Below are 12,632 nucleotides of genomic sequence, written 5' to 3'. Positions count from 1 at the left end.
ACGTTCCTGCGGGAACGCCGCCATCCGCGCTCGGCGTTCCCGCGGGAACGTCTCCCGCCGGAACTCCCCTCAGAAGTTCTTGCGATCGGCCGAACAGGCCGGTGAAGTCCCGAGCCACCCCGTCGCCCAGCCGGCGGGGCCGGCGGTGGTCCAGGCGTCGCGCGCCAGCCAGTCCATCGCGGGCTGCCCGATCGGCGCGCCCGGCGGCGCGTTCGGCGTCCCCGGCATCTCGTAGGGCGCCGACGGCTTCTCGAGGAAGCGCTCGATGTCGCGGTCGACCAGTTGCACGAAGGCCGCGTCTCTCTCCGGCGGGGGGTTCGCCGCCATCTCAGCCCTCAGGTCCACAAGCTTCCGGGTCGCAAGGGCCCGCACATGCGGCATGGAGGCCCCATCGGCGAGCGCCATGATCCGGTCCACGAGCACGCGGTAGGCCGCGAGCCGCAGTTCGGTGCGATAAAGCGTCTCGTTCGGCTCGGGGCGGACCGCATCGACCAGAGCGGTCAGTACTTCGGCGAGCCCCGGCAGGCTCGGGTCGAGCGCGTGCTGCTGCACGAGCCGCGCCGCCCGCGACGGTTCGAGGACGCGTGACACGGTGTGGTCCGTCGCCACCACCGCCGGCGTGACGGCATCGAAGGCCGGCCCGGTGTAGCGCGGAAACGTCTCGCGCGAGCGCCCGAAGCCCGGCGGCCGAGGCGGCAGCAATTCAAGCACACCAGCGGGGATCTCCAACTCCGCCGGCCGCATCGTCCGGGCCAGCGCGCCGAGCGCCGCCCGCTGCGCCTCGCCGGCGACGCGCTTCACGGGCGTCCGCCCATCCCCGCGGAAGGCGTAGACGTACTCCAGCCCTCCGAGCAGAGAGGCGGCCGCGTCCACCTGGTAGCGATGGTGCATGTACAGCGGGACCAGCGCCTCCTCGACCGTGACGATCGGCCGCCCGGCGCGGATCGCACGCTCGCCGAAGCGGTCCAGCGAGTGCCGCCGCACGTCCATCATCCGCTCGAGTTCCGCGGCCGCGTCCACCCCGTTCGACCACTGGTCGGCGCGCGCGTGGATGCTGATGTCCTGGTTCGTGAAGAGGATGACGTCCTCCTCCCAGGCTTCGTCGAGGATCCGCTCCAGCTCGGCGGCTTCGTCCGCTCCCTCCGGGAATTCGGAGTACCCGTACACGATCGCGACCTTGTCCCACTCTCCGATGTCCACGTCATAGACCTCGGAATAGTCGAGCTGTCCGGCGTCTCCCAGCGTCACGAGCGGGTGGGGATAGTCCATGACCGAGATCCGACCGAGTCTGCTGTCGTAGTAGTTGTGGACGAGGCCGAGCGTGTGTCCCACTTCGTGCGCCGACAGCTGCCGGATCCGCGCCAACGCCCACTCCGCCAGGTCCGCCGGCACTTCGTCCCCGTTGGCGTACGGGGAGAGGAGACCCTCGGCGATCAGGTAGTCCTGCCGCCAGCGGAGCGAGCCGAGCGTCACCACCCCCTTGAGGATCTCGCCCGTGCGGGGGTCGGTGACGGAGCCGCCCGTGCTCCAGCCGCGCGTCGAGCGGTGCACCCAGTTGATCACGTTGTAGCGCACGTCGTGCGAACTCACGCCGTCCGGGAGCATCTCCACCTGAAACGCGTCCCGGAAGCCCGCCGCCTCGAACGCCTGGTTCCACCACCGAGCCCCCTCGAGCAGCGCCGTCCGGATCGGCTCCGGCGCCCCCGGGTCCAGGTAGTAGACGAGCGGCTCGACCGCCTCGCTCATCGCCGCCGAGGGATCCCGCTTCTCGAGCCGGTGGCGCCGGATGAACCGCTGCTGCATGTCCTCTCCCAGCGGCGCCGAGTAGTCCGCGAAGCTCATGGTCCCGTAGCCGGACCGGGGATCGAAGGCCCTGGGCGTGTACTCCCCCAACTCCGGCAGTTGCACGAACGAGTGATGGAGGCGGATCGTGGCCGCCTCGCCGGTCGAGGCCACGTTCCCGACGCCTTCGAACGTCCCGCCGCCCCCTCCGAATCCGCCGAATCCGCCGCCCCCGCCGCCCGGCTGGCGGACGAAGGTGAGCGATGCCTCGATCTCGGTGTTCTCCGGGAACCCCATCGTCATCGGCAGGTGCACCGCGCTCCGGCCCGCGTCGAACCGGTATGTCCCCGGCCGCAGCCGCTGCGCCCAGTTGATCATGTCCCGGACGACGAAGTCCGTCGCGTCGACGAGCACGCGCCCGTCCGTCTCCGCCGCCGCCGTGAAGCCCCACAGCGTGGAGGGGGCGAAGGCGTCCGTCACGGCCCGCACCTCGCGCGGGTTCGTGCTGCTCGCGCGGAAGTCGAGGTTCGGCTGGATCATCAGCACCTTCGGCCCCACCCGGTGGAAGCGCACGAGGCGGGAGCCCGAAAGCGCCCCGCGGTCGAGGCCGATGTCGTTCGACCCCAGCCCCGAGGCGAGCCCCGTCATGTGGAGGATGTCCGTGTCCCAGCGCGAGATCTCGATCCACAGCTTGCCGCTCGACGCCTCCCAGTACATGGGGATGAAGCCGTCGATGGCCCGCATCGAGGCGGTCTTGTCCGCGATCGAGGGGAGTGAATCCCCGGAGTCCTGTGCCACGGCGAAGGCAGGACCGAGGAAAAGGAGAACGGCGGGAAGGAGCTTCCGGAAACGGGTCACGGAGTACACAAGAGCCTCCTGCGGACGATGAACGGTCGGCCTCCCCCGGGGAGTCGGAGGGAGGGACTACACATTAGGGCGGATCCGTGCGAAGAGGGAGCAGGCTATCGATCGATGGCCCCCGTCACCCTGCCCATGATATCCGACATGTACGCACTGTAATCGCCGGGGCTCGGTCCCAGCCGGACGATCACCAGGTCGTCCGATGGGATGATGGCGGTGTACTGTCCCATCGCCCCGAGCGCCCAGTACGCGTCTTCCGGGGCCCCCGGATGCGACCGGCCGCGATTGACCCAGAACAGTCCCCCGTAGTTGAGGAGTTCCGCGCCGGGAGCCGGCGTGCTCACGAAGTCCACCCAACCCTCCGGAAGGATGCGGTCGGATCCGCCATCCGGCGTCGGCCACACGCCGTCCCACAGGTGGAGGAGACCGAACCTCGCCCAGTCCCACGCGCTCCCGTAGTCGTAGCCGGTGATAATGAAGTTCCCCCACGCATCCGTCTCAAGGACGTAATCCCTCGCCCCGATGCGGTCGAACAGGATGCGCTGGGGATAGGTGAGCCAGTCGTCGCCGCGCGCCTCGACGGCCTGCCGCACGATGCGCGCCACGGTGAGGGGGTCCGAGTTCCGGTAGCGGAAGATGGCGCCCGGCAGGGTGTCCATCGGCTGGTCGATGGCGTGCTCGAACACGTCGATGCCCTCGAAGTAGATCCGGCCGTGTTCGTTGGCGTGCGTCCGGGAGCGCTCGTCATCGGAGCCCAGGTTCAGGAAGTCGAGCCCCGAACTCATGTTGAGGAGATCGCGGATGCGGATCTCGCGGCGCGGATCGTCCTCTCCCCGCCACTCCGGGACGGGCGCCGGGTCGTCCAGTCCGATGTCCAGATGGCCGGCCTGGATCGCCGCGCCCATGAGAGCGGCCGCAATGCTCTTGCCCTGGGACCAGGAGATCTGCGGCGTGTTGGGCCCGAAGCCGCCGGCGTAGCGTTCGCCGAGGATCTTCCCGGCGTAGACGACCACCAGCGCGCGCGTGTGGTGCTCGCGCTGGGCCATCGCCCAATCGAGAGCCGCATCGAGCGCGGCCATGTCGACTTCCGCGGGGGGCGGATCGTGGTGTGCGTCCGCATTGCCCGTCGGCCAGGCGGTCATCTCGGGATCCGGCGTCCGACGCTCGACGACCGTCGGCTCGAAGGCCACGTCCTCGAATCCGATCGGCAGGATCGTGCAGCCCTGGTCTCCGTTGTATTCGGCGGAGCGTGTGCCGAAACCTTCTCCCGTCACCGAGGCCGTGCGCGTCTCGAGGTCCACGCGGTACCGGAAATCATCCCGCAACTCATCGAACGGTTCGAGATCCTGCGCAACGACCTCCTCCACCGTGCGCTCGTAGTCCCGGCCCACAACGAAAACGCCGGCGCAAAGGTGGTGCGCCACGCGCCCGGCGACGTGCCCGCGGATGTGGGCCTCGTCTTCCACGGCTTCGTCGGGTTCCACCGACTCCGGGGCACAGCCCGCCGACAGCAGGGCGACGCCCGCAGCGATCAGGAGCCCGGTGGGGAGACGACTCTCAGTGCGAGTACTCATGGCGACCCTCCGTTGGCGACGGCGCCGGCTCAAGCGGTTAACGGTCGATCGCCGCCGTCACCTCTCCGATGATGTCCGACAGATATGCACCGGTGTCGCCGGGGCTCGGGCCGAGCCGGACGATCACGAGATCCCGGGACGGGATGATGGCCGTGTACTGTCCCATGAATCCCGCGGCCCAGTAGGCGTCCTCCGGCGCGCGCGGAAGCGAGCCGCCGCGATTGAGCCAGAACAGCCCGCCGTATTGCAGGGCATCGGCGCCCGGCGCGGGCGTGCTGACGAACTCCGCCCAGCCCTCGGGCAGGATGCGGTCGCTTCCGCCATCGGGTGTCGGCCACACGCCGTCCCACAGGTGGAGGAGGCCGAACCGGGCCCAGTCCCACGCGCTCCCGTAGTCGTAGCCGGTGATGATGAAGTTGCCCCACGCGTCCGTCTCGAGGACGTAGTTCCTCGCCCCGATGCGGTCGAACAGGATGCGCTGGGGGTACGTGAGCCAGTCCTCGCCGCGCGCCTCGACCGCCTCTCGCACGATGTGGTTGGCGGTGAGCGGGTCGGAGTTCCGGTAGCGGAAGACCGCGCCCGGCAGCGTGTCCATCGGCTGGTCGATCGCGTGCTCGAACACGTCGATTCCCTCGAAGTAGATCCGGAAGTGTTCGTTCGTGTGCGTCCACGACAGCGAGTCCGTCAGGCCGAGGTTCAGGAAGTCGAGGCCCGAACTCATGTTCAGGATGTCCCGGATACGGATCTCCCGGCGCGGATCGTCCTCTCCGTGCCATTCGGGCACGGGCACGGGGTCGTCGAGTCCGGCGTCGAGGTGGCCGGCCTGGATGGCCGCGCCGACGAGGGCGCTGGCGATGCTCTTCCCCTGGGACCACGAGATCTGCGGCGTGTTGCGCGTGAAGCCGGGCGCGTAGCGCTCCCCGAGAATCTTCCCCGCGTAGATGACGACGAGCGCGCGCGTGTTGTGCTCGGTCTGGGCCATCGTCCAGTCGAGGGCGGCCTCCAGCGCCGCCATGTCGACCTCCGGCGGCGGCGGGTCGTGGTACGCGCCGACATCGCCCGTCGGCCAGGCGGTGACGGCCGGATCCGGGCTGAGCCGCTCGACGACCTGCGGTTCGTACGTCACGTCCTCGAGATCGGCCGGCAGGATCGTGCAGCCCTGGTCCCCGTTGTACTCGGCGGAACGGGTGCCGAAGTCCGCGCCCGAGACGGAGGCGGTGCGCGTCTCGAAATTCACGTCGTACTCGAAGTCGTCCTGCCAGTTGAACAGTTCGAAGCGCCGGATGTCCTGCGCCACGACCTCTTCGACCGAACGCTCGTAGTCCCGGCCCACGACGAAGACGCCCGAGCAGATGTGGTGCGCGGCCATTCCCGCGATGTGCGAGCGCTCGTGCGCCGCCTCGTCGTCCTCGGGCGCGGCGCGGGGTTCCCCGCACCCCGAAACGCACGCGGCGACGATCAAGATGCCGCCCGCCGCCGCACGGATCCGGAACCGATCACAAATCCCCGACAGAATCTTCATGCGAACCCCCCGTTGCCGTGTGTCGGCGGCCGTACGTTCTCCCGCGACTTCGTAGCTGAGCGCATCCGAAGTGTCCGGCGCAAGGGTCCATAACGTTTCCGGCCGGCGCCGTGTCGTCTCCAGTGAGAAGGCTGCGCCTGACGCGGAGAGAAGCCGGCGGGAGAACAGGCGCGGAACAGGCACGGAAAATGGCAGGAAACGGAGGATATCGATGAGGAAGACGATCGGAGCATTCGCTCTCCTGGTGGTCGCACTCGCGGCCGCGGCACCGCTGGAGGCACAGGCTCAGCGGGGAGCCCGCGGTTTCGGCATGAGCCTCGACGACCAGATGACGGCTCTCACGGACCGGCTGGCGCTGGAGGAGGAGCAGGTCGTGAAGGTCCGCGAGATCCTCGAGACGCAGGCGGAGAGCCGGCGCGAGCGTCTCCAGGGCGTGCGTGGGTCGGGGGACCGGAACGCGATGATGCAGCTCATGCAGGAACTCCAGCAGGAGACGGAGACCAGGCTCGCCGAAGTGCTGAGCGACGAGCAGATGGAGAAGTACCGGGAGTACCTGGCCGAGCTGCAGCAGCGGCGCCGGCCTCCGCTCTCCCTCTGACCGCGCGGGCGGCTACCTCGAGGCCGGCGCCCGCACGGTCGCTGGCCTCGGGCCGCCCTTCGGCGCCCGCCCACGCTGCACCAGCACGACTCCCGCCACGATGATCACCGTGCCCGCCAGCATCTGCAGCGTGAACGCCTCATCCGCCAGCCACCAGCCCAGGAACAGGGCCACGACCGGATTGACGTACGCGTAGGTCCCGGCCGCCGCGGGCCGGACGTTGCGCAGGAGCCACATGTAGGCCGAGAAGGCCACGATCGACCCCATGGCGGCCAGGTAGATCAGCGACAGCCATGACCGCAGGGACACGTCGCCGAGCGACAGGCGGCCGAACTCCCCCGTCGCCAGTCCGATCAGCACGAGGACCAGGCCCCCGGCAGCCATCGTGAGCGCCGTGCCGTGGAGCGGCGGCTGCGGCAGCGCGGCCCGCCGGTTGTACATGGAGCCGATGGCCCAGCTGACCGACGCCCCCACGACGACGAGGGCCCCCGCCACGACCTGGTTCGCGCTTGCCCCGCGGATCCCGATGTCCGCCCCGGAACTGCTCACGAGGAGGACGACTCCGCCCAGGCCCAGGACGAGCCCCGCGACTTCGAGCGGACTCGTCTTCTCGCGGTCCGGCCCGAGGCGTGCGATCGCGACCAGCCACAGCGGCACCGTGGCCACGAGCAGGGCAGTGAGCCCCGAGGGCACGTACTGCGCCGCCCAGCACACGAGCCCGTTGCCGCCCACGACCATGAACACGCCCGAAATCGTGGCGCTCCTCCATTCGGAAGGCTTCGGGATGGGCGCCCCGCGACGGCGGGACACGACGGCGAGAATCACGCCCGCCGCCAGGAAGCGCGTTCCCCCGAGGAGGAAGGGCGGGATCGTTTCGACGCCGAAGCGGATCGCCAGGTACGTCGACCCCCACACCAGGTACACCGCGGCAAAGGCCAGCAGCAGATCCCGCGTGGCAGCCGCTTGCGGACTCGGGTTCAACCGCGGGTCCTTCGATCGCGCGCTCGCGTCACGGCGTAGATGGCGAGGCCGACGGCGATGAGCCCCAGTCCCAGCCCCGCTTCGAGCGGTCGGTCACGCAGGATGTAGGCGAGCGTCCAGCCCGTCACGGCCAGGAAGACGAGAGGCGTCACGGGGTAGCCCCAGGCCCGGTAGGGTTCGTCCGGGGTCCGGTCCGACGCCTGCCGTCGGCGCAGGAGGAAGACGCCGCCCGCGGCCAGGAACGTGTTGAGGCCCATCGTGAAGCCCGAAAAGACGAGGATCGTCTCGAACGATTCCGTGAGGATGAACAACAGGCTGATCGCGGCCTGCGTGAAGATGGCCACGCCGGGCGTCCCGCGTGCGTTGATGGAACTCAGGAACCGGAAGGTCGGGTAGTCCTCGCCGATCGCGTGGAGGACGCGCGGACCCGCGAGCACCATCGCGCTCACGGTGGAGACGAGGAGGAGCGCGAGCGTGATCCCCATCAGGTCGGCCCCGACCGGCCCGAAGATGTACCCCGCCGCGATGTATCCCACCTCGAGCCGTCCCACCATTTCCTCCGCGGGGGCGGCGCGCAGGAAGACATAGTTGAGTCCGATGTAGAGCAGCATCACCAGCAGCGTCCCTGCCGCCAGCGCGCGGGGGAGCGTCCGCCGCGGGTCGCGGAGTTCGCCCGTCACGTACGTCGCGGCGTTCCAGCCCGAATACGAGTACGACACGAAGATGAGCGACACGGCGAACCCTGCGGAGAACACGTTCGACACGCCGTCCGCCGAGGGGAGCACGCCGACTTCCCGAGGTTCCGCGACGAAGGACAGCCCGGCCGCGACGAAGGCGAGGATCAGCGCCACCTTGGCCGTCGTCGACCAGCGCTGAAAGCCGCCCGAGGTGCGGTGCGTGCGGCCATGGACGACCGAGAGCAGCACGACGAGCCCCACCGCGAGCCACCGGGCCGGAAGTACCGGAAAGACGGACGAGAGGTAGGTCCCGAACGTGATCGCGGCCAGCGCCGTGGGGGCCGCGAACCCGATCGTGGCCGAGATCCAGCCGGAGACGAAGCCGGCGGCGGGGTGGTAGATGTGCGAGAGGAACGTGTATTCGCCCCCGGAGCGCCGGATCGTCGACCCCAGTTCGGCGTAGGTGAGCGCGCCGCACACGGCCGCGACCCCGCCCACGACCCACAGCATGAGCAGGGCGAACCCGGATCTCAGAGACTCGAGCTGGAACCCGAGGCTCGTGAAGACGCCGGTCCCGATCATGTTGGCGACGACGACCGCCGCCGCCGTGTGGAGGCCGAACCGCGCCCTGGAAGTGCTCAGGGGATGGGCTCGGCCAGGCCCGCCTCGCTCACCAGCAGGAGGAGGTTCGCCTGGATCCCGAGGTGGCCGTCACGGTTGATCCACCATTCGCCGGGCGAGTGGGCCCCGCTCCCGATGCCCCCGCTCCCGATCGTCACCGCGGGGATGCCCAGGGAAATCGGGATGTTCGAGTCCGTCGACGAACGGGTCAGCGCGGGCACCGCCCCGAACAGCGGCATGACCGCGAGGGCCCTTTCGACGAGAGGATGGTCGTCCGCGACCTCTCCCGACGGACGGTCCCCGATCTGGTCCAGTACGAGTTCGATCTCGGGCCCGGCCCGGCGCAGGGCGTTCTCCTCCGCCAGCGCCCGGCGCATCGCATCCCGGAAGGCGGCGTCGATGCGCGCGAGGCTCTCCTCGCTCTCCGAGCGCATGTCCACCTCCATCCACGCCTCGAACGGAATCGAGTTGACCGAGGTGCCGCCGCCGAGCCGCCCCACGTTGTAGCTCGTGCGCGGGCCCGATCGCGTGAGCGTGTCGGCCACGTCCTGGAAATGGCGGATCCCGCGGCCCAGCGCATGGGCGGGGCTGGCCATCCCGAACGCGCCCCAGGAGTGTCCGCCGGGGCCCCGGAACGTCACGCGGAAACGATGGGAACCGAGCCCCTTGTTCACGATCCGCCCCAGCCCCGTGCCGTCGATGTCGATCCAGGTGTGGATGGGGTCCGCGCCCTCGCGAAACAGGTACTTCATCCCGCGCAGGTCGCCGAGCCCTTCCTCCCCGACCGTCCCGATGAACTGAACGTCCGCCTCCGTCTCGATGCCGGCGGCCTCGAGTGCCCGCAGCACGGTGAGGACCGCGATGAGGCCGCGCGTATCGTCGCCGATGCCGGGAGCGAAGAGCGTGTCCCCGCGCTGCGTGACCGTCACGTCGACGTCCGCCGGGAACACCGTGTCCAGGTGTCCCGACAGCGCCACCGTCCGCCGCTCCCCCTCGGGCGTCGATCCCCGCGCGCCGCCCCGGCCGTATCGGATCCCGATCGCGTTGCCCTCCTCGTCGATGAACACGGAGTCGGCCCCGGCCTCGCGAAGCCACTCCGCGTAGACCCGGGCGCGCTCGTCCTCCATGAATGGGGGCGCCGGAACCTCCGTGAGTTCGATGAGTTCGCGGATCGTCCTCGGCTCGAGTTCCTCGATGACCCTGAAGGCGCTCCGCACCGCGGGATGTTCGGCGAGGCGCCGCACGTCGTCACCCGGCGCCTGGGCCGTCGCCACAGCCGGGATGCCCCCGACGATGGCCATGCCGAACAGGGCGGAGACGATGAATCCGGTGATGTTCCGGGCATATCGTGCGTACATGGCGGCTGCGTCTCCTTGAGTCGGATCTTTCGGCGGTCGTCGTCGTCGGCCGCCAGGGGCACAGGATGCCGCTCTCTGGCGGGAGTCGGCTCGTGAAGAATACCGTTTCCGAACACATGCGAAAACGCGGTCTCACTGCGGGCCGACGGCTGAGCGAGGTGTCGAGCTGAAGTTCAAGGCGACAGAGTCGATCATGCGGCGGCTGCTGGCCGGGCTTGCGCTCGTCGGTGTGGGCTGCGGAGGCGCCGTGGAGCCGCCGCTGTCGGCCACGTGCGGCGACGCTCCTCTCACGGTGGCGTTCTACGCACTCTTCGCGCCCGTCAGCTACAGCGCGGACGAGGACCCCAACTCGCCCGGGTTCAGTCGGCACATGGGCTACGAAGCCGACCTCCTCAGCGCGCTCGAGGCCATGCCCGGTACCGGACTCTCCTTCGTGCGCCGCCCGATCGCCGACTGGCCCGGAATCTGGCTTCTGCCCGCGACGCCGGACTTCGACATGGCCGGCGGCGGCATCACGATTCTCGAGTCACGGACGCTCGACGATACCGGCGCCCGGGCGGTCGCGTTCACGTCCGGCCACATCGCTTTCCGCCAGTCGCTCCTGGTGCGAAGCGAGGATGCCGCGCGGCTCTCCTCCTACGACGCGCTCACGAGCGCGGTGCGCGTGGGCGTCCTTCCGGGGACGACGGGAGAGGCACGGCTGCTCCAGATCACGGGAATCGTGGACGGTTCCGGCGTGCTCCGGGCGGGGACGCGCGTGGAGACGCCGGCCGGCACGGTCGTGGCGGATGGGACGGGGGCGTTTACGATCACGGCCGCAATGGCATCGCCCGTCCTTGGGGGCCGAACCCGCCTTCACCCCCCATCCGGCGACATGCCGCAGGTGGTGTACCTTGGCCGGGAGTCCGGCGATCGGGAATTGTTCGACGCCCTGCGCGATGGCCGCATCGACGCCGTGGCCCAGGGGGAAATCGGCAGCGGCGAGGCCGCGCACAGGTCGGGCGGAGAGTTCACTGTGACCGCCCGGGATTCCCTCGCCGAATTCGGGGGGTTCGCGCTGGATGCGGACGACCGCGATCTGCTGGCCTGCATCGATGCCCGAATCAACTGGCTGACCGACGAACGCCGTACAGGCTTTGCGGAATGGCGCGCGGACCCGTCCGTCTTCCGGCAGCGGGCCGCACTCTGGCCCGGCGGCAGCTGACCGGCCGCGAAGGAAGCTGTTCCGGAGCGGGCTAGCTGCCGAAGCGGGCGAGGATCCAGTCGGCGATCGTTTCAAGGAAGCCGTCGACGAAGTCGTGCTCGAGCGTCGCATATTCGGCCGGCGATCCGGTCGTCGCGGCCTGGAAGAGATGATTCGCGCGCGGGAGTACCTCGACCGTCACGTCCGGGTTCCCGGCCAGCGCCTCTTCCAGCGGCGGCCGGTTCTGGTCGACGAGCACCTGCAGGTCGAGCCCGCCGAAGAGCGCGAGCACCGGCACCCGCGTGCCCCGGAGACCTTCGGTCGGATCGTACGTGAGGAAATACCGGAACCAGGGGGTTTCGACGCGGTCGATCTGCGCGTCGATCTGGGTCTGCACGTAGGAGTCCACGTCGGAGATCGCGGCGCGCTGCGCCTCGGGCAGGGTCTCGATGCCCTCGCGGATCGCGGCCCCAAGCTCCTCGCGATACGCCTCCAGGTCTTCCCCCGCCTCCAGGGCCGCGAACAGACGGCGCTGGAAGTCGGTGTTCCACTCGATGCGGTCGTCGGGCACGCCGCTCGCGCGCTGAATGGCCGCGGACTGCTCGTACAGGATCTCGGTGCCGGGCACGGTCGAACCGGCCAGCAGCACGGCGAAGCGGACGGCCTCCGAACGCGAGGCGGCGAGCGGCGCCACGATGGCTCCCTCGCTGTGCCCCACGAGGCCGACGCGCGCGGGATCGACGTCCGGATGTTCCGAGAGTCGCGCGAGCCCCGCCAGGGCGTCGCCCGCGAAGTCGGACGAGGTGGAGCCGGAGACGCTGCCCGTCGAGCCGCCGACGCCGCGGTCGTCGTAGCGGAGGACCGCGATGCCCTGCCGGGTGAGGTGGTCGGAGAGGAGGCGGAAGACGGCGAACCCGGCCACGACCTCATCCCGGTCCTGGGGCCCCGACCCCGTGATCAGCACGACGCCCGGAAACGGTCCCGTCCCCTCCGGCACCGTCAGCGTCCCCTCCAAGTGGACGTCGCCGTTCTCGAACGAGACCTCTTCCGCCCGGTACGGTACCGGCTCTTCCGCCTCCGCTTCCGGAGGGTCCTCCCGCGACACGGAGAACGTGCCGGTCATGACGCCCTGGGTGAATTCGCCCTCGATCGCGTCACCCGTGAGGGCGCCGTCCCACACGGCGAGACCGATCGAAGCCTCGAGTTCGAAATGCACGCGGCCGTCCTCGTAGGACACGGCCGTGAGAGGAAGACCCAGCGCGCCCTGCACGGGGATGTCCATCGTGGCGGAGAGCACTCCATCGGCGCGCTCGAAGCTGACCGAGAAGGGCAGCTCGCCCGTGGGGAGCACGACCGATCCCGCCCACCGGCCCTCCACGCCTCCGCTTCTTCCGGCGGGATCCGGATCCGGCTCCTGCGCCAGGGCCGGAGAGGCGAGCACGCACCCGGCCGCGACGAGCATTCGCAGGACCATG

Annotated in this window: 9 protein-coding genes; 2 read left to right on the top strand and 7 right to left on the bottom strand. The window is 69.8% G+C overall.

Going from position 1 to position 12,632, the window contains the following annotated elements:
- Positions 1 to 69 precede the first annotated feature (69 nt).
- The 3 genes from ACOGI9_RS11215 to ACOGI9_RS11205 form a co-directional block, all read right to left on the bottom strand.
- The gene (locus ACOGI9_RS11215; RefSeq protein WP_419857206.1) at positions 70 to 2,580 is read right to left on the bottom strand and encodes a zinc-dependent metalloprotease; all 2,511 of its coding nucleotides are present in this window, start codon (positions 2,578 to 2,580) and stop codon (positions 70 to 72) included.
- 164 nt (positions 2,581 to 2,744) lie between these two features.
- Positions 2,745 to 4,217: a serine hydrolase domain-containing protein gene (locus ACOGI9_RS11210; protein WP_419857205.1), complete on the bottom strand. Its 1,473-nt coding sequence runs from the start codon at positions 4,215 to 4,217 to the stop codon at positions 2,745 to 2,747.
- 37 nt (positions 4,218 to 4,254) lie between these two features.
- Positions 4,255 to 5,679, bottom strand: coding sequence for a serine hydrolase domain-containing protein (locus ACOGI9_RS11205; protein WP_419857204.1), 1,425 nt, complete (start codon positions 5,677 to 5,679; stop codon positions 4,255 to 4,257).
- Between the two features lie 271 nt (positions 5,680 to 5,950).
- On the opposite strand from ACOGI9_RS11205, the gene ACOGI9_RS11200 reads away from it, so the two are divergent.
- The gene (locus ACOGI9_RS11200) at positions 5,951 to 6,337 is read left to right on the top strand and encodes a hypothetical protein (RefSeq protein WP_419857203.1); all 387 of its coding nucleotides are present in this window, start codon (positions 5,951 to 5,953) and stop codon (positions 6,335 to 6,337) included.
- 12 nt (positions 6,338 to 6,349) lie between these two features.
- Here the strand turns inward: ACOGI9_RS11200 and ACOGI9_RS11195 are convergent, their stop codons facing one another.
- Genes ACOGI9_RS11195 through ACOGI9_RS11185 form a run of 3 tightly spaced genes read right to left on the bottom strand, consistent with a single transcriptional unit; the run spans position 6,350 to position 9,974 of the window.
- Positions 6,350 to 7,318 (bottom strand): EamA family transporter, encoded by a 969-nt coding sequence (locus ACOGI9_RS11195; RefSeq protein WP_419857202.1) that lies wholly within the window; start codon positions 7,316 to 7,318, stop codon positions 6,350 to 6,352.
- Positions 7,315 to 8,637, bottom strand: coding sequence for an APC family permease (locus ACOGI9_RS11190; RefSeq protein WP_419859285.1), 1,323 nt, complete (start codon positions 8,635 to 8,637; stop codon positions 7,315 to 7,317). The genes ACOGI9_RS11195 and ACOGI9_RS11190 overlap by 4 nt, the downstream gene beginning before the upstream one ends.
- Complete coding sequence (locus ACOGI9_RS11185) at positions 8,634 to 9,974, bottom strand: M20/M25/M40 family metallo-hydrolase (protein ID WP_419857201.1); 1,341 nt, start codon at positions 9,972 to 9,974, stop codon at positions 8,634 to 8,636. Before ACOGI9_RS11185 ends, ACOGI9_RS11190 begins: the two co-directional genes overlap by 4 nt.
- A 193-nt stretch (positions 9,975 to 10,167) precedes the next feature.
- Between ACOGI9_RS11185 and ACOGI9_RS11180 the strand changes: the two genes are divergently transcribed.
- Positions 10,168 to 11,178 (top strand): hypothetical protein, encoded by a 1,011-nt coding sequence (locus ACOGI9_RS11180; protein WP_419857200.1) that lies wholly within the window; start codon positions 10,168 to 10,170, stop codon positions 11,176 to 11,178.
- A 31-nt stretch (positions 11,179 to 11,209) separates the two neighbouring features.
- Here the strand turns inward: ACOGI9_RS11180 and ACOGI9_RS11175 are convergent, their stop codons facing one another.
- On the bottom strand, positions 11,210 to 12,631 hold the full coding sequence (locus tag ACOGI9_RS11175) for an alpha/beta hydrolase (RefSeq protein ID WP_419857199.1): 1,422 nt from the start codon (positions 12,629 to 12,631) through the stop codon (positions 11,210 to 11,212).
- Between the last annotated feature and the right edge of the window lies 1 nt (position 12,632).

It is taken from the genome of Candidatus Palauibacter irciniicola (assembly GCF_965208695.1).
Lineage (GTDB): Bacteria > Gemmatimonadota > Gemmatimonadetes > Palauibacterales > Palauibacteraceae > Palauibacter > Palauibacter irciniicola.
The sequence above is the reverse complement of the archived record's forward strand: the minus strand, read 5'-3'. Positions and strand labels throughout refer to the sequence as shown.

What these genes read in the sequence shown, in the direction of transcription:
- ACOGI9_RS11185 (WP_419857201.1), bottom strand. Translation starts at nt 9,974, where the DNA reads ATGTACGCACGATATGCCCGGAACATCACCGGATTCATCGTCTCCGCC.
- ACOGI9_RS11180 (WP_419857200.1), top strand. Translation starts at nt 10,168, where the DNA reads ATGCGGCGGCTGCTGGCCGGGCTTGCGCTCGTCGGTGTGGGCTGCGGA.
- ACOGI9_RS11200 (WP_419857203.1), top strand. Translation starts at nt 5,951, where the DNA reads ATGAGGAAGACGATCGGAGCATTCGCTCTCCTGGTGGTCGCACTCGCG.
- ACOGI9_RS11210 (WP_419857205.1), bottom strand. Translation starts at nt 4,217, where the DNA reads ATGAGTACTCGCACTGAGAGTCGTCTCCCCACCGGGCTCCTGATCGCT.
- ACOGI9_RS11175 (WP_419857199.1), bottom strand. Translation starts at nt 12,631, where the DNA reads ATGGTCCTGCGAATGCTCGTCGCGGCCGGGTGCGTGCTCGCCTCTCCG.